General features: G+C 65.2%; 12 protein-coding genes. 2 read left to right on the forward strand and 10 right to left on the reverse strand.

The annotated features are described in order from the left end of the window. Nucleotides 1-15: 15 nt before the first annotated feature. Nucleotides 16-1,092, reverse strand: coding sequence for a Fic family protein (locus F3087_RS28040; RefSeq protein ID WP_223885399.1), 1,077 nt, complete (start codon nt 1,090-1,092; stop codon nt 16-18). A 194-nt stretch (nt 1,093-1,286) separates the two neighbouring features. Here F3087_RS28040 and F3087_RS28045 point away from each other — a divergent pair, with 194 nt between their 5' ends. Further along, nucleotides 1,287-3,440, forward strand: coding sequence for an acyltransferase family protein (locus F3087_RS28045; RefSeq protein WP_150405049.1), 2,154 nt, complete (start codon nt 1,287-1,289; stop codon nt 3,438-3,440). A gap of 10 nt (nt 3,441-3,450) precedes the next feature. On the opposite strand, the gene F3087_RS28050 is transcribed toward F3087_RS28045, so the two are convergent. The 9 genes from F3087_RS28050 to F3087_RS28090 all read right to left on the reverse strand — a co-directional run bounded on the left by F3087_RS28050 (nt 3,451) and on the right by F3087_RS28090 (nt 16,434). After that, a complete protein-coding gene (locus F3087_RS28050; protein ID WP_150405050.1) occupies nt 3,451-5,742 on the reverse strand; it encodes an ATP-binding cassette domain-containing protein in 2,292 nt (763 codons plus the stop codon). Nucleotides 5,743-5,787: 45 nt separating this feature from the next. Continuing rightward, entirely contained in the window at nt 5,788-7,644 is a 1,857-nt protein-coding gene (gene asnB, locus F3087_RS28055; protein WP_150405051.1) for an asparagine synthase (glutamine-hydrolyzing), read from the reverse strand. Nucleotides 7,645-7,670: 26 nt separating this feature from the next. Further along, entirely contained in the window at nt 7,671-9,152 is a 1,482-nt protein-coding gene (locus tag F3087_RS28060; protein ID WP_150405052.1) for an aldehyde dehydrogenase family protein, read from the reverse strand. Nucleotides 9,153-9,169: 17 nt separating this feature from the next. Next, complete coding sequence (locus F3087_RS28065) at nt 9,170-10,225, reverse strand: zinc-dependent alcohol dehydrogenase family protein (RefSeq protein ID WP_150405053.1); 1,056 nt, start codon at nt 10,223-10,225, stop codon at nt 9,170-9,172. Nucleotides 10,226-10,236: 11 nt separating this feature from the next. Beyond that, nucleotides 10,237-11,430 (reverse strand): cytochrome P450, encoded by a 1,194-nt coding sequence (locus tag F3087_RS28070; protein ID WP_150405054.1) that lies wholly within the window; start codon nt 11,428-11,430, stop codon nt 10,237-10,239. Next, nucleotides 11,427-12,488: a methyltransferase domain-containing protein gene (locus tag F3087_RS28075; RefSeq protein ID WP_150405055.1), complete on the reverse strand. Its 1,062-nt coding sequence runs from the start codon at nt 12,486-12,488 to the stop codon at nt 11,427-11,429. Before F3087_RS28075 ends, F3087_RS28070 begins: the two co-directional genes overlap by 4 nt. 33 nt (nt 12,489-12,521) lie before the next feature. Next, nucleotides 12,522-14,321, reverse strand: coding sequence for a gamma-glutamyltransferase family protein (locus F3087_RS28080; RefSeq protein WP_150405056.1), 1,800 nt, complete (start codon nt 14,319-14,321; stop codon nt 12,522-12,524). Between the two features lie 11 nt (nt 14,322-14,332). Continuing rightward, nucleotides 14,333-15,796, reverse strand: a complete 1,464-nt coding sequence (locus F3087_RS28085) for an FAD-binding protein (RefSeq protein WP_223885400.1) — start codon at nt 15,794-15,796, stop codon at nt 14,333-14,335. A gap of 158 nt (nt 15,797-15,954) precedes the next feature. Beyond that, nucleotides 15,955-16,434 carry a MarR family winged helix-turn-helix transcriptional regulator gene (locus F3087_RS28090; RefSeq protein WP_150405058.1) on the reverse strand — a complete coding sequence of 160 codons (480 nt, stop codon included), beginning with the start codon at nt 16,432-16,434 and terminating at the stop codon, nt 15,955-15,957. A gap of 103 nt (nt 16,435-16,537) precedes the next feature. Between F3087_RS28090 and F3087_RS28095 the strand changes: the two genes are divergently transcribed. Next, entirely contained in the window at nt 16,538-17,290 is a 753-nt protein-coding gene (locus tag F3087_RS28095) for a VOC family protein (protein ID WP_150405059.1), read from the forward strand. The last annotated feature ends 3 nt before the right edge of the window (nt 17,291-17,293 follow it).

The raw sequence follows: 17,293 nt of genomic DNA on the forward strand, positions 1-17,293 counted from the left end.
CGGAAGTGCAATTCGTTATGCGGTGGCGTACGGATCTGTCAGTGTCGCTGGTGTGTGCGCGATTTCCAATGCAGCCTCGGGGAACATCGCGCCCGCGACATAGAAACGCGCGCGCGTGCGTCCGACCGGTGCCAGGATCTGCCTCCGCACGAGTTCGCGTAGATCACGTTGTGCCTGTTGCAGATTCAGACCCTCGTTCTGCTCGTAACGGGAGCGGCGCACGCGACCTGACATTGCGACGTCGTGCAACGCGGCGATGAGGCGTTCGTCCAGGCCGTTGCCGGCGGCGACATCCGAGAGTGCCTCCCATACCCGCCCGGAACGCACGAATCGCGCGTGAACGGTCTGTGCCTGCTGGTGATAGGCGATCAGATTGAACCGGATCCATTCCGAGACATCCTGATTCGGCCGGTACTCACTGCCGCGACGCCCCAGCACCTGGTAGTACTCCCACGTGTTGCCCGGACGACCCAACCACGCCTCAATCGAGGAGAATTCCGGAGCCAGCACGCCTTCCCGCGCGATCATCAACGTTTGCAGCGAGCGTGACATTCGGCCGTTGCCGTCAGCCCAGGGGTGAATTGAGACCAGATGCAGGTGCGCCATCGCGGCACGAACCAGTGGGTGCGACCCTTTCTCGATATCGAGCCAATCAACCAACTCTGCCATCAAATCCGGCACCGCCGCTGCTTCCGGCGCGGTGTAAGCGGCAATGCTCGGATCGCGCACGTCGGTCACATACACCGGACCCCGCCGCCACTGGCCGGCCGGTCGGCGCGCAGTGTGCCGGTGCCCCTGCAACATCCAATGCAGTGCGTTGAGAAGTCCTTTGCTGTACGAGAAATCCTCGACACCATGCAACGTCTGGATATAGGTCATCATTTGCTCGTAGGCGAGCGTCTCCGCTCGGTTTTCCTCCGAGACGTCTACGTCCCTCTCTCCGGCCATCAAATCCTCCACATCGACGGTGGCGACCTTGAAGCCTTCGATGGAATTGGACGCCGCCACCGCGTCTGCGGTCAGGAACTTCCGCAACCCCCCGATCAGCGTGTCTGGTGTGCGCTGTAGCTGGTTGCGCAGTGTGTCGCGCATACCATCCACTTCGGACAGCACGCGTTCGTCAGCGTCGCTCAGAGCAGGAGTAGGGAACAGTACAGGCCAAGAATAGGCTTGTCCTCGAGAGTCGTATCGAAATATATAAGCGTGACTTACAGATTTGTTCAGTGTTTCTTTAGTGGGAAAGTTTGGGGGGACTTTTTTGGGGAGAGTTGGTAAGAATGCGTCCCATGGTAGGGACTGTGCCCAGGGAAATGGTGGTTCGGCGGGGTGGGGCGGATGGGGTGGGGGCTGGGTTTCGGGGGGATGTTCAGGGGTTGCGGGCGGTTGCGGTGGTGGCGGTGGTGGTTTTTCATGCGGGGGTGTGGGGAGTGGGGGGTGGGTTTGTCGGGGTTGATGTTTTCTTTGTGATCTCGGGGTTTTTGATTACCGGGATGTTGTGGCGGGAGGTGTCGGTTACGGGGACGGTGGGGTTGGCTCGGTTCTATGGTGGGCGGGCTCGGCGGTTGTTGCCTGCGGCGGGGATTGTGCTGGTTGCTACCGCGGTGGGGGCTGCGGTGTGGTTGCCGCCGTTGCAGGCTCGGGCGGTGCTGGGGGATGGGATTGCCAGTGCGTTGTATGCGGGGAATTATCGGCTTGCGTTGAATGGGACGGACTATCTGGCCGCGGATGCGCCGCCGTCGCCGTTTCAGCATTATTGGTCGTTGGGGGTGGAGGAGCAGTTCTATCTGTTGTGGCCTGCGGTGATCATCGGGGTCGCGTGGTGCGTGCGTCGTCGGCGCAGGGCGGATCCTTCGCCTGTTCCGTACTTGATTGTTCTCTCGGTTATTGCTGCGGCCTCGTTCGCGGTTTCGTTCATCTGGACGCGTACGTTGCCGCCTTGGGCATTCTTCGCCTTGCCGGCCCGGGCTTGGGAATTGGCGCTCGGAGGTGTTGTCGCGCTGTCGGTTCCGGTGTGGCGGCGATTGCCGGAATCGCTGGCGACCGTCACCGGATGGTCGGGGTTGGCGTTGATTCTGTTCGCCTGTACCCGATTGGACGGGCGGACACCGTATCCCGGCACGGCGGCGTTGCTGCCGGTCCTCGGTGCGGTGCTGGTTATCGCGGCGGGCTGTGCCGCGACCCGTTGGGGAGTGGGGCGAGCGCTGTCGGCCGAGCCGTTGCAGGCGCTGGGCCGGCTGTCGTATTCCTGGTATCTCTGGCACTGGCCGGTGCTGTTGCTCGCGCCGCGGGTGATCGGGCACAGCCTCGATGCCGTCGGCGCGGTGGGCGCGGTCGTCACGGCGGGTGGTCTGGCGATGCTCACCCTGTGGTTCGTCGAGGACCCGGTTCGGTTCGCGGCACCGTTACGGCGTTCGGCCGCACTGAGTTTGGCGAGTGGCGGCGTGGTCACCTCGGTGGCCGTGGGTGTCGGGGTGGCGTTGCTCGTGTTCGTGCCCGCCCCGGTCGGTCATGGGGCGGCAGCGGAGGCGCTCACGGTGATGTCGGCGCCGGAGCCGGCGGTGACGGAGGCCGTCGATCCGCACGATGCGGCGGTGCGGCAGCTGACCGCGCAGGTGCAGGCCGCCGTCGCGGCTTCGGCCGAACAGCATTCCGTCCCCTCGAATCTCTCCCCGGCTCTTGCCGACGCACCCGGCGACAAGGCTGCGGTATTCGGAAACGGTTGCGTGCGTTCGTGGCTCGATACCGGCCAGCCCGAATGCGTGGCGGGTGATCCGGATTCGACCAGCAGGGTGGCCCTGGTCGGCGATTCACACGCCGCGATGTGGAGCCCCGCATTCGAACAGGTTGCCGAGCAACGACATTGGCGACTGGAAACGATGAGCAAGGTCACCTGCCCGCTGATGGAACTACCCATCACCAGCCCATACCTGGGCCGGGACTACGCCGAATGCGTACAGTGGCGCCACCAGGTCCTGTCCAGAATGCAAGCCGAGCGCCCACGCCTGATCGTGCTGAGCATGTCCCGCCGATACGGCGGCGACTTCGGTTTCACCACCTACGACCAGGCGTGGATAGACAGCCTGTCCCGCCTGACTACGCAGTTACGCGCAACCGGCGCGAATGTCCTTGTCCTCGGCCCGATTCCGGATCCGCACACCACCGCGCCGACCTGCCTGTCCGATCACCTGGACGACGCACTGGCCTGCTCACCATCCCGCCCGATCGCTGTCAACGACGCAGGCATAGCCGCCGAACGAGCCGCCGCAATGTCGGCCGGCGCGCAGTACGTCGATCTGACCGACCTGTTCTGCACGACGACTCGCTGCCCACTCATCGCCCGCAACAATCTCATCTACCGCGACGACAACCACCTGACGGTCACCTACGCCAAAACCCTCACCCCGATCATCGCCGCACTCGCCGACCGCGCCCTTGGTTGAGCTAGAAAGTTCAGCGATCGGCTCGTTCGAGATCGGTGCGCAGGTACTGCGCGGTAACCGACTTCTTGTCGGCGGCAAGCTGTTTCGGCGTGCCTTCGAAGAGGATTCGTCCACCGTGCCGCCCCGCGTCGGGTCCGAGATCGATGACCCAGTCGGCGTGTTTGACGACCTCCAGATCGTGTTCGACCACGATGACAGTGTTTCCGTCATCGACCAGCCGATCGAACAAAACGAGCAAGCGGTCGACGTCGGACATGTGCAGCCCGGTAGTCGGCTCGTCGAAAACGAAGACCGTGCCGGTATCCTGCAGGCGGAGCGCGAGTTTCAGGCGCTGCCGCTCACCACCCGACAGGGTCGACAACGGTTGCCCGAGCGTCAGATAGGCCAAACCGACCTCGCTGAGCGTCGCGAGCTTCCCGGTCACCTTCTCTTCAGCGAAGTAGGACAGACTCTCTTCGACGGTGAGCGCGAGCACCTCGGCAATATTCTTGCCGCGCAACGTCTTCGCAAGCGCCTCGGGCCGATACCGACTGCCCTCGCACACCTCGCAGGTCACCGTGACCGGATCCATGTACGCGAGATCCGTCTCGATTACCCCGCGCCCCTTGCACGCTGGGCAAGCGCCGGTGGAGTTGAAGCTGAAAAGCCCCGGCTCGGCATCATTCGCCTTCGCGAACAAACTACGAACCGTGTCCATGATGTCCACGTAGGTCGCCGGCGTCGATCGAGAGGAGATCCCGATACCCGACTGGTCCACCATCACCGCGTCCGGGTGCTGAGCCGCGAAAGTCCCTGAGATGAGCGAACTTTTACCGGAACCCGCCACACCGGTCACCGCGGTGAGCACGCCGGTCGGAATGCTCACGGAGACGTCGTGCAGGTTGTTCAACGATGCCTTGCGGATATCCAGTGCGCCAGTCGATTTGCGCACCTGCTCCTTCAGGCCGGTTTGCTCACGCAACCTCCGCCCGGTGAGCGTGTTCGCCTTCAACAGCTGCCGATAAGTCCCTTCGAACACGATCTCGCCGCCGTGCGTACCCGCTTCGGGCCCCATGTCGACGATCCGATCGGCAACCGCCATGACATCCGGATTGTGTTCCACGACCAGCACCGTGTTGCCGTTGTCCCGCAACTCGGCGAGAAGTTCGTTGAGCCGGTGTACATCTCGCGGATGCAGCCCCACGCTCGGCTCGTCGAAGATGAAGGTGAGATCGCTCAAACTGCTGCCGAGGTGCCGGATCGTCTTCAACCGCTGGCCTTCACCGCCGGACAGCGTGGACGTCTCGCGACCGAGACTCAGGTACCCGAGCCCGATCGACTCCAGCCGGGTCAGCGCCGTAACCGCAGCCTCGACAACGGGTTTGGCGACCCGATCATCGATATGCCCCAATTCGACGATCAGTTCACTGACTTCCAGGGCCGCGTAGTCGGCGATGTTCTTACCGTTGATCTTCGACGCGAGCGCGGCCTTGTTGAGCCGCCCGCCACCGCACACCTCACAGGTCCTGACCGTCACGACCTGCTCGACGTCCTTGCGTTCCTTCTCCTTCAGCGCATCGAGCCCGTTCTTGAGATAACGCCGATTGAACTTGGTGACCACGCCTTCGTACTCGTTGGAATGCGTCACGTCCTTGCCGGGGCGGCGAACCTTGAACCCCTCGCCGTACAGCAGCTTGTCCCATTCCTCGGCCGTGAACTTCGCCAGCGGCTTGTCCGGATCGAACAGCCCGGATTCCGCGTAGATCGTCCACGGGTAACCGCCGACCGCATACAGCGGCGACGTGATGGCCCCGTCGTTCAGCGACTTCTTCTTGTCGAGGAGCAAATCGAGGTCGAGTCGCGCGGTGCGGCCGAGACCCTCGCATTCGGTACACATACCCTGCGGAACGTTGAACGAGTACATGGACGATTCGCCCGCACTGGGCTTGCCGTGCCGCGAGAACAACACGCGCAGAATGGGATTGATCTCGGTCATGGTGCCGACGGTCGATCGGGAACTGCCGCCGATCTGCCGCTGATCGACCACGATGGCCGTCGACAGATGCGACATGCCTTCGGCGTGCGGCCGCTCGTACTTCGGCAGCCGGTTGCGAATGAACCAGGGGAAGGTCTCGTTGAGCTGCCGCTGCGACTCGACGGCGATCGTGCCGAACACCAGCGACGACTTACCGGAACCGGATACGCCCGTGAAGACGGTCAGCCGCCCTTTGGGGATCTCCAGCGACACGTTCTTCAGGTTGTTCTCGCGGACGCCTTGCAGCGTAATACTGTCGTTCGCTTGCCGACCGACTCGATCCGACATATCCACTCCCCTCAGCGTAACCCAGAACTAGTTTCCAAAAGGAAATTATACCAAGACGCTCACGTCGTAGGCGTCGATCCACTCGGCGAGGCGAATGGGCGTCTCGTTGTACAGCCCGCGCTCCTGCATCGATGAGGCGCTGGCCACCGGTGCGTTGAGATGCTTATCGATCGCGTCGAGATCGAACAACGGCAACGCCGGCGAACTGGGCTCCGCGACAATCTTTCCGAGTATCTGCTTGATCGCCCGGTCATACCCGGAATCCTGGGTGGACGGATACGGCGCCTTACGGCGTTGCACAATCGATTCGGGCAGCAGATCCGCGGTGGCAGCGCGCAACAGGCTTTTCTCCCGCCCGTCGAAGGTTTTGATCGACCAGGGCACGTTGAACACATACTCGGCCAGCCGATGATCGCAGAACGGCACCCGAACCTCGATCCCGCTGGCCATACTCAACCGGTCCTTGCGGTCCAGCATCACCGGCAGCCACCGCGTGAGATTCAGATAGCTCGCGATCCGCATTCGCCGGTCGTGCCCGGTTTCGCCGGCCAGGTGCGGAACCTCCTGGAGCGCCGTCCGGTACTGATCGGCGATGTATTCCGGAAGGTTCAACGCCGCCGTCAGATCGGGATTCAGGAACGCCGTCGACTGTTCGGTGATCGATCGCTCGCCGAGCGCGTGCCACGGAAAAGTGTCGGCCTGCACGGCCTTCTCGTCGTGGAACCACAGGTACCCGCCGAAGACCTCATCCGCGGATTCGCCGGAAAGAGCGACCGTCGATTGCTGCCGCACCGCGCGGAACAGCAGATAGAGCGACGGCCCGAGATCGCCGTCACCGAAGGGCAGATCCCACGCCCGGGACACCGCCGACCGGATGCTCGGCGAAACCAGATCCGCGTTGTTCAACAGGATGGTCTGGTGATCGGTCCCGGCGTGCCGCACCAATTCCTGCGCGAACGGTTGATCCGGCGCCTCCCGCAACGGCTCGGGCGCGAAGTTCTCCACCTGCCCTTCGAAATCCACCGAGAAGCTCCGGATGCGCTGACCGCCTTCGAGCCTGCGCTGCGCGAGAGCCGTCAACGCGCTGGAATCCAATCCGCCGGACAACAGCGTGCACAGCGGAACATCGGCCACCAATTGCCGGGCCACGATGTCTTCCAACAACTCTCGGACTTTACCGACGCTCGTGGGAATATCGTCGGTGTGCGGCCGGGACTCCAGTTCCCAATATTTCTCCTCGGTCCGTCGACCCTGGCGAACCCGAAGAACATGCCCGGGACGCACCTCGTACATGCCGTGTAACGGCGTCTGCCCGGGAACCCGGACAAACGACAGCACATCGCGCAGCCCGTCGAGCGTGAGCACCGCCCGGCTCGCCGGATGAGCGAGAATCGCCTTCGGCTCGGACCCGAACAGCACACCGTCGGCGCTCGGATAGTAGAACAACGGCTTGACGCCCAGCCGATCCCGATATAGCAGCAATTCCTCGACGCGACTGTCCCAGATCGCGAACGCGAACATCCCGTTCAGCCGTCCCACGAATTCCGCGCCCCACTCCAGGTAAGCCCGCAGCACGACCTCGGTGTCACTCCTGGTCGAAAAGCGATGCCCCTTGGCCGTGAGCTCATCCCGCAGCTCGGTGAAGTTGTATACCTCACCGCTGTAACTGATCGCCGCCAGCGGCGTGCCGTCGGGCAATGTCTCCGGCGTCACCATGGGCTGTTTGCCGCCCTCGAGGTCGATCACCGAAAGCCGCCGATGCCCTAGGGCGCAATGCGGATGAAACCACATTCCCTCGGCATCGGGTCCACGGAAAGCCATGGTGTCCACCATTTCCTGGAGAACCCGGCGCTCGGCAGTGAGATCACGATCGAAATCTACCCAACCGACGATTCCACACATCGTCTTATCCTTTCGCTATCGTCGTCTCACGCGAGCGTCGCCCACACGGTCTTCGGTTCCAGGTATGCGTCGAGCCCGGCCCGGCCCATTTCCCGGCCCACACCGGACGCCTTCACCCCGCCGAACGGGGCGGCCGGGTCACCGGGCGCCCAGGTGTTGAGGTAGACCGAGCCGGCTTGCAGGCGTGCCGCGAGAGTGTGTGCGTCGCTGAGGTTTTGCGTCCAGACACCGGCCGCGAGACCGTAGTCGGTGTCGTTGGCAAGGCGTACGGCCGCATCGATGCTGTCGAACGGAGCCGCCACCAGCACCGGTCCGAAGATCTCCTCCCGGCAGATCCGCATGTCCGGCGCGACATCGGTGAAAAGCGTCGGCCGAATGAAGAATCCGCCATCGGGGGAGGACGTGGGAATGTCTCCCGACGTCAGCGTCGCACCGGCGGCAACCCCGTCCTCGATGTAGCCACGAACCCGCCGATACTGCTCCGCCGACACCACCGGCCCGCATTCGGTCGCCGGATCCAGCGCAGGCCCGACCTGCGCACTCTTCGCCCGCGCCGACAATCCCTCGATCACCTCGTCGAACACGCTCTCGTGCACGAACAACCGAGACGCGGCATTGCAGGCCTGACCGGTATTGAAGAAGATCCCGTTGTAGCTCCCGGCAATCGCGGCGTCGAGGTCGGCATCCGGGAGAATGATGTTCGGGCTCTTCCCGCCGAGCTCCAACGTCACCCGCTTGAGCTGTGCCCCCGCCTTCGCGCCGATCTCCCGCCCCACCGAGGTGGACCCGGTGAACACGATCTTGTCGACACCGGGGTGATCCACCAGCGCCGCACCGGTCTCCCCGTCCCCGGTCAGCACATTGACCGTGCCCGCCGGAAAACCGGCCTCCTCGATCAACTCGGCAAACCGCAACGCGGTCAACGGCGTCTGCTCGGCCGGCTTGAGCACCACCGTGCACCCGGCCGCCAGCGCCGCCCCGACCTTCCACGCCGTCATCAACAGCGAGAAGTTCCACGGAATGATCTGAGCGCACACCCCGACCGGTTCTTTCCTGGTGTAGCACAACGTATTCGGCACCGCGACGGGTATCGTCTCGCCCTCGATCCGGGCCGGCCAGCCACTGAAGTAGCGGAATTGTGCTGCCGCGGCAGGCACGTCGAGCGCGCGGGTAATGGTGATCGGCTTGCCCGCATCGAGCGCTTCGAGCTCGGCCAGTTCCTCGCCGTTGCTCTCGATGAGGTCCGCCAGCCGCGCGATGAGCTGCCCGCGATCGGCGGCGGACAGCCGGCTCCACGGGCCGTCGAGCGCGGCCCGGGCGGCGGTGACCGCGGCCGCGACGTCCTCGGCTCCCGCGTGGGCGATCTCCGAAATGTGCCCGCCGGTAGACGGATCGACGGTACTGAACGTCCGGCCACTCGCCGCGGCGGCGAATTCGCCGCCGATGTACAGCAGGTGCGGCCGGGACAGGAACTTGCGGGCGGCAACGCCCACGGTGCTGATCTCCACGAGTCCTCCGGTCCGCGTCAGAAGCGGTCGATGACGGTGATGCCGTTGGTGGTGAAATCGCTCATCGCGGAAAGGACTTCCCCGGCACGGTCGAGTGAAACGGTGCGCTGCACCAGCGTCTGCGGCGTGAGCCGACCAGACGTGACCAGCGAGAGCAACTCCGGATAGCTGGAGTGCGGATTGCCGTGCGAGCCAACGACGGTCAACTCACCGATGGTGATGAGATCCATCGGCAGCGCGATCTCGCCGGAATCCGCCGCACTGGTCAGCCCGACCTGTACGTGCCGACCGCGTTTACGCAGCGAGCGGACGGAATTCAACACCGTCGCACTGGTGCCGAGCGCATCGATCGAGACATGCGCACCGCCGCCGGTGACCTCCTGGACCACCGCCGGCACATCCTGCTCGACACTCGCATCGACGGTGTGCACCGCGCCCTGCTCCTTGGCCAGCGCGAGCTTGCCCGCATCGATATCTACCGCGACCACGGAAGTTCCTGCGGCACTGGCGATCTGCACAGCAGCCAGCCCGACCCCGCCGACCCCGTGAATGGCAACCCATTCGCCGGGACGAACCTGCCCCTGCCCGGTGACCGCATGGAACGCGGTCATGAATCGACACCCGATCGCGCTGGCCGCCACCGGCGAGAGCTCGTCCGGCACCCGCACACAGTTGAAGTCGGCATTGGTGATCTGAACGTACTCGGCATACCCACCGTCACACCAGAATCCGAGCACCTGCATGTTGTCGCACACGTTCGCGTGCCCCGACCGGCAGAACGCGCACGTCCCGCACGCCAGGTGGAACGGTGTGGTGACCCGGTCGCCGATCCGCACAGTACGCACCTCGGGACCGACAGCGGTTACGGTGCCGACGATCTCGTGCCCCAGCGTGCGCGGCAACGCGACCTGTCCGCCCATCCACCCCCAATCACCCATCCACGCATGCCAGTCGCTGCGGCAGATGCCGGTGGCGAGCACCTCGAGCACGACGCCGTCGGGTCCCGGTGCGGGATCGGGGATTTCGCGCAACTCCAGCGGAGCGCCGTACTCGACAATCTGTGCCGCTCTCATGGCGGCTCCTCTCAGGAGATGCGCATGGGGAGTGTTTCCAGTCCCCGGGTGATGTTGTTCGGTTCCCGGACGGGGTCACCGGTGAGCTCCAGCGAGGTCGCTCGTTTGGCGAGCGCGGCGAACAACGCGTTCGCCTCCATCGACGCGAGAGTCCTTCCGGGACAGTTGTGTACGCCGAATCCGAAGCCGACCGTGTCGGCCGGATTGCGATCCGCCTGGAAACTGTCGGCGTCGGGATAATGGCGTTCGTCGCGGTTGGCCGCCCCGTAGGAGACCAAGACCCGGGCACCCTCGGGAATCGTGACGTCGTCGATCTCCCGGTCCTCGGTCGTGACCCGGGAGAAGTGCTGGATCGGCGTCTCCAGCCGGACGCCCTCCAGGAACGCGCCGGGGATCAGTTTCGGATCCTGCCGAATGGCCGCCCACTGATCCGGATTCTCGGCCAGCAGCCACAGGGTGCTGGCCACGCCGGCGATGGTGGTATCCAGCCCGGCGCACGCGTAGGCGCTCATGGTCATCAAGGCTTCGTTCTCGGTGATCTCACCGTGACCGGCTGCCTCCCAGACGATTTGGCCGAAGCTGTCCGGCAGCAACTTGTCCGGCGTCGCATCGGTGACGAGGTACTGCATGAGCGCCTCGACATCCGGAAAGGTCGACAGCTGACGATCTCCGGGCGGCCCGAAGTAGTTGAACGCGCCGAGCGCCCAGACCAGAATCTTGTCCCGCTGTTCGTCGCGCGGAAAGCCGATGAGGTCCATCACGATGTCCACCGGCAGCTTCGCCGCGAATTCGGTGACGCCGTCGAAGGTTTCGCGCTGCATCAGGTCACCGACCAGTTCGTCGGCGAGCTGCTCGATATTGCCCGCGACCTTGCGCACATACTTGGGCCGCAACGCATCGTCGAGGACCTTGCGCACGGCGCGGTGCCGCGGCGGGTCCATCGACAGCAGCGAGCCGTCGGACAGTTCGTTGGCCGTCGGGTTCATCGCGATGCCCTGGGCGGAACTGAACCCTTCCCAATCCACGAGCGCCGTGCGCACCTGGTCGTACCGGAACAGCCCGTAGAGATCGTGTTCGGTCATCCGGACGACCGGCCCCAGGTCACGCAAGGTCTGATAGCTGGGGGCCGGATCGAGGAGGGCCTCGGTCGAGAACAGGTCCAGACCGGTCTCGACCGCCGCGCCGGAGGTCTCTGTCGTGGTCACGGCTGGTCCTTTCCGGCCAGGTCGTAGAAGCACAACCGCGGCCCGGCCTCCGGTCGCGTGTACATCCGGCGGCAGGTCAGTTCGGACTTCTCGAACACGTCGAACCAGGCGGCCCGATCGCGCGGCAGTCCCTGACCGGTCAGCACATGGATGAGGAAGAAGTCGTCGTCGTTTTCCCTGCTGTCGTAACGGATTTCGGGCTCGCCGACCAGCAGGATCTTCAGCGCGGGGAACGTCGCCGAGATCTCGTTCAACAGGTCGATGACGGCCTGCTCGCCGTGCCGGAAATGCTCGTGCAACGCGCTCATCATGCACAGCCCGTCGGCCTCGAAGCATTCCTTGGGCCAGGTCTTAGGCGCGAACGCGTCCCCGACGACGAACTTGACTCGATCGGCGACACCGGACGTGCGGGCGTGCTCGTTGGCCACCGCGACGGCATCGGCATCGATATCCAGGCCGATACCGGTCAGCGAGGGGTCGCGCAGGCAGGCGTCCACCACCAATGACCCACCACCGCAACCGATGTCGAGAATGCGCTCGACCTTCCGGCCGCGCATCGCGGTCAGCAGGGTGGGCGTGTGGAACGCGGAGAACAGGGTGTCGCAGTGCGCGCCGAGCTTACCGCCGTCGCGGATCACGTCCTTGCCGTACACCGCCTTGCCGGTGAGCAGATCGCCGGTCCGGCTGGTGACCATCCCGTACGCGTCGACGTAGACGCCGAGGCGGGCCAGCGAGACATCGGTGGTGAGGAACTCGCCGAGCCGGGTCAGGAAGAACTCCTCGCCCCGGGTCTCGAGAATGCCCCGATTGACCAGGTACCGGAGAAAGCCGGGCCCCATCTCGGGATCTATCCCGGCCAGCAGCCCGCCGGCGGGGCTGCGCGGTCCGGACTTCAGCCGCTCCAGCAGCGGAGTATCGGCGATCGCCCGCACCGCGTGGCAGACGTGCATCGCGCTGATCATCTCGGGCAGGTCGGACAGGGTGAACGCCTGCCATTCCCGGCGCTGCTGCTCATCGGTGAGTTCGATGATCTCCGGACGATATTCGGTGGTCGTCATCGTTGTTCCTTTCGAAGATGGTGTCGTCCAGCGCTATTCGGCTACGGCGTAGGCGTGCCGCTTGCGCGGGCTCGCGGCCGCGCGGACGAACTCGTGGTCCTCGGTGAACCCGGTCGCGCAGACCCGGCCCAGCGAGTACGCGGGGACGAGTTCCACCTCGTGGCCGCGCTGTTCCAGCTGCTGGACGACCGCCGGATCACAGGTCTCCTCGGCGACCAGGACGCCGGGCCGGTGCGCGTGCGGGGTGAACGACGCGGGCACCTGATCGGTATGGAAGGCGGTGGTTTCGGTGGCGGTCTGGAAGTCGAGGCCGAAGTCGACGACGTTGAGGAAGAACTGCAACGTCCACTGGTCCTGCCGGTCGCCGCCCGGCGTGCCGAAGGCGACATACGGGCGGCCGTCGCGCAGCACGACCGTCGGGCTGAGCGTGGTCCGCGGCCGCTTGCCGGGCGCCAGCGAGTTCGGATGATCGGGGGTGAGGTAACCGCACTGACCGCGGGTGCCCAGCGAGAAGCCGAGACTCGCGATGGTCGGCGAACTCTTCAGCCAGCCGCCGCTGGGCGTCGCGGCGACCATGTTGCCGTGCCGATCGACCGCGGTGACGGTGACGGTGTCGCCCTTCGTCGTGGTCTCCTGCAAGATCGTCGGTAATCCGTTGCGCAGCTGCGACATCCACTCGGTCTCGGCCTCCGGGTAGTCCGGCACCGATCGTTCTGGAATGAACGAGGTACGACCGCCGGGCGCACCCGGTCGCAGCTCCAGCGCGGCCCGCGGACCGACCAGCGCCCGCCGTTCCCGGCTGTACTCCTCGTTGAGCAGGCCGGCCAGGGGCACGCCGCTGAATGCCGGATCCCCGTACCACGCTTCACGATCGGCCATCGCGAGCTTCGTGCACTCCGTCACGGTATGCAGATAGTCGGCACTGCCCAGGCCCATCTTCGCCAGATCGAATCCGTCCAACAGAGCGATCTGCTGGAGGAACACCGGCCCCTGCGACCACGGCCCCGGCTTGAACACCTGGTGCGCACCGTAGTTGTAGCTCGGTGCGGTCTCGACCGTGGCCTGCCAGCCGGCGAGGTCGTCGGCGGTCAGCAGTCCGCTGTGCCGCCTGCCGGTGGAATCCAGCATCGGACCCGACGCGAGGAACTCCGAGATCTCCTCCGCCACAAAGCCTTTGTAATAGGCGTCGTGTGCGGCCTGGATCTGCGCCTCGCGATCGGCCGACGCGGACTCCGCCGCCTTGATCAGCCGCTGATAGGTGTTGGCGAGCGCCGGATTACGGAATCGGCTGCCCGCCGCCGGCGCGACGCCGCCCTTCAGATACGTCTGACCCGACCCGGTCCACTCGTCGCGGAACAGCGGAGCGAGCACCTGGATGGCCTGGGCGGTCTCGGGCAGCAGCGGAAAACCGTTGTCCGCGTAGCCGATCGCCGGTTGCAGCACCTCGGCCAGATGCATGGTCCCGAACTCCGCGAGCATCCGCATCCAGCCACCGAACGCGCCGGGCACGCAGGCGGGCAGCAGCCCCGACCCGGGGATGCCGCTCAGCCCGAGCTCGGCGAAGGTATCGATGCTGACCGCGCGCGGCATCGGGCCCTGACCGCAGATCTGCTGCACGTCACCGCTTTTCGCGCGATGCGCGACAACGGACAGGTCACCGCCGAGACCGTTGAAGTGTGGTTCCACGACCTGGAGCACGAAACCGGCGGCGACCGCGGCGTCGAAGGCGTTGCCGCCGTTGGCCAGAATGCGCATGCCCGCGGCGGAGGCGAGCCAGTGCGTACTGGACACTGCACCGGTGGTCCCGGTCAGCTCGGGCTTGGATGGAGGCATGGGGAAACTCCCTAGTCGTCTTGAAAGATCTTGAGACCCGGCGCGAGAATGGCGCTGGGGTCGTAGCGAGTCTTCGCGGCCCGGAACGCCGCCCACTTGTCGCCGTAATGCGCCCGCCAGTCCTGCGCAGTGAAACGCAGCGAGCCGATCGGATAGAGCACGGCCCCGTACTCCGCGCGCGCATGGGCGAACATGCGGTCGTTGCGATCCAGCATTTCCTCGATGAACGCCGGATCGACGCCGGGCGTCTCGGCCACCGTGTTGATGTCGAGCACGAACACCCAATCGGAGCCGTTCGCCTCGGGCACCGGCGGCAGCGGCCGGGTCAGCTGCGAGCGCCGCTGCGGATACAGCAGGCTGATCCCGAACGGCCCGATATCGCGCGCGCTGAGCTGCGCCTGGACCTCGCCGACGTACTCCTCGACCACGGAACCGGACAGCCACACGTCGTACCACGGCTTGACCAGCCGATCCCAGCCCACCTCGGCGCGCATGCCGTCGACCAAAGTGTCGATCTTGTAGGCGTAATCCAGGTAGGTGGTGTCGTCGATCAACGCCTCGGTGGTCAGGCCCTCGGTGGCGACCGCGTCGTCCGGCGGGGTGGCCGGATCGTAAAGGACTGTCGCATAGAGCCGATGGGTCGGCGCGGAATCCGGCGAGTACAGCTCGGCGTAGACGTGGTCGATGGCCGGTCGCTCGATGAGCGTGCGCACATCGCGGAAGAACTTCGCGTTGTCGGTGTACTCCAGCACGTAGGAGCGGGCGCGTTCGGTCGCGGGCACCAGGTCGAGCACGGCCTTGGTGATGACGCCGCATTGGCCGAGCCCGCCGAGGACCGCCTCGAACAGGTCGGGCTTGTGCTGCGGCGAGCAGCGCTCGATCGCGCCGGTCCCGGTGACGACCTCGAGTTCCCGCACGTGATCGACGTGCAGCCCGGTGTTCAGCGCGCCGACCAGCCCGCCGAGCCCGCCCACCGAGAGCGTGCCGCCCACGGTCAGCGAGGTGTAGCCGGTGACGGCCGGCGGCGTCAGCTTCGGTGTCCGCGCGTAGGCGGCGTTGATCAGGTCTTTCCACAGGATTCCGGCGTCGACTTCGGCGACATCCTTACCGATGGAATGGATGCGGTTGAGGTACTTGTTCTCGATCACCAGGCCGTCGGTGAGACCCTGGCCGAGCGTGGTGTGCGCCGCGCCCCGGGTCGACACGCTGACGTCGTGCGCGCGGCAGAAGCGGATCATCGCGGCGATGTCCTCCGCCGAGCGCGGACGCAGGACCGCGGCGGGCTTGTGGTTGGTGATATTGCCCAGATCGGTGGCGACCGCGGCGCGCGACTCCTCGTCGACGAGCAGCTCACCCTCCAGCGCGGGCGCGGTAGCGAACGACAGTCCCGCGTTCTCGCCGGTGACCCACGTGCGTTCGAGCGGATCGAAACCGACTATCGCGGACTGTATGGTGCCGGCGCTGAATTCAGGCACGGCAAACTCCTTTCGACGCAATGGTTTCGGCCGATGGCAAGCACGATGGCTGCGGCCGATTTCCACTACATCGAACATATCCGGACGGCTATGTCCGGCACATCCAGAGAATCCTCAAGTTACTGTCAAATGCTCTTGAAGCGATATGACAGCGCAGGTTACGGCGAAATCGGCGCGGGCTGCGCGGCCATATGGATCGCCTCGGCGACTTTGCCGCACAGTTCGGCGAAAATTGCTTGCTCGGCCGGCGTGAGCACGGACTCGGCGATGGTGGCGTTGTCCCGCCTGCATTCGGCTGCGCGGTCGAGGAATTCGCGTCCGATCGCGGTGAGCGAGGTGGTCTGCTCGCGCCGGTCGGTGCCGAGCGCCGCCTGTTCCACCAGGTCCTGATCCTTCAGCACGCGCAGTGCTTTGGACATGGTCGGGCGCGAGACGCTCAGTGCGTCGCTCAGCGCCGACGGCGTCATCGGCCCACGCAGACGCAGCATTTCGAGCACGTCGTACTGCTGCCAGGTCACCCGCTCGGGGGTCGTCCGGGTGCGGCGCGCCACCAGCACACAGGTCAGGTGGGCCAGCGCGTTCTCTATCCCGTCCTGCCAGTCGAGTACCTGGCTGTGGTCGTTTTCGTCGACAGGCACTGGTCTCTCCTCACCCGGTCGTGGACTTGATTTCCCGTCGGAAACTAGTTTACAGTAATTAGTGCTACACCAACTCGTACTCTGTCATACAGGAGGAGTGGTTATGAGCACCTCGGGTACACACCCGACAACCGTGGGGTGGTTCGAAATCGCCGCCACCGATCCCGACCTCGGTAAGCAGTTCTACCAGGGGATATTCGACTGGCAATTCACCTCGTTCGGCCCCGGTTATTACACGATCACCGCACCCGGCGCGTCGGCGAGCATGGGCGCATTGCGCCGCGGCAGCGAGGACGCGCTGTGGATCAGTGTCGTATGCGACGACATCGGCGCGACGATTCCGCGCCTGGAAACATTGGGCGCCAAGGTTTTCGAGGATCCCGCGCGGACCGCCGCGGGCGATCTGCATGCGGTGATCACCGATGTGCAGGGGAACAAAATCGGACTGTTCGAACCCGCTGCGCGCGAGCAGGCGCGGCCGGCCCCGGTGCCGAACGGGACGGCGTGGTTCGAAATCGGCACAACGGATTTCGAGGCCACCCGGACATTCTATGAACACGCTTTCGGCTGGACCTACGCACGCGACGAGGCTGCCGAAGGGGCGGTCTACTACAGCGTGCACGCGGGCGGCGCCGAGGCGCCGATCGGCGGGACGATGGACGTCACCGCCCTGCCGAATCCGGCCGACTACGCGATACCGGGGCTGCTCGTCACCGACGTCGCCGACCTGCTCACCCGCGTCGAACACGCAGGCGGACAACGGCTTATGGACCCGTTCTCCGACGCGACCGGCCTGATCATCGGACAGTTCACCGACCCGTTCGGCAACCGGTGGACCGCGTTCGCCCAGCCGTGAGGG

It is taken from the genome of Nocardia colli (assembly GCF_008704205.1).
Taxonomy (GTDB): domain Bacteria; phylum Actinomycetota; class Actinomycetes; order Mycobacteriales; family Mycobacteriaceae; genus Nocardia; species Nocardia colli.

Bases quoted from the DNA above. Each gene is read 5' to 3' on its own strand.
- F3087_RS28050 (WP_150405050.1), bottom strand. From the start codon at position 5,742: ATGTCGGATCGAGTCGGTCGGCAAGCGAACGACAGTATTACGCTGCAA.
- F3087_RS28075 (WP_150405055.1), bottom strand. From the start codon at position 12,488: ATGACGACCACCGAATATCGTCCGGAGATCATCGAACTCACCGATGAG.
- asnB (WP_150405051.1), bottom strand. From the start codon at position 7,644: ATGTGTGGAATCGTCGGTTGGGTAGATTTCGATCGTGATCTCACTGCC.
- F3087_RS28065 (WP_150405053.1), bottom strand. From the start codon at position 10,225: ATGAGAGCGGCACAGATTGTCGAGTACGGCGCTCCGCTGGAGTTGCGC.
- F3087_RS28040 (WP_223885399.1), bottom strand. From the start codon at position 1,092: ATGCGCGACACACTGCGCAACCAGCTACAGCGCACACCAGACACGCTG.
- F3087_RS28095 (WP_150405059.1), top strand. From the start codon at position 16,538: ATGAGCACCTCGGGTACACACCCGACAACCGTGGGGTGGTTCGAAATC.
- F3087_RS28080 (WP_150405056.1), bottom strand. From the start codon at position 14,321: ATGCCTCCATCCAAGCCCGAGCTGACCGGGACCACCGGTGCAGTGTCC.
- F3087_RS28045 (WP_150405049.1), top strand. From the start codon at position 1,287: ATGGTAGGGACTGTGCCCAGGGAAATGGTGGTTCGGCGGGGTGGGGCG.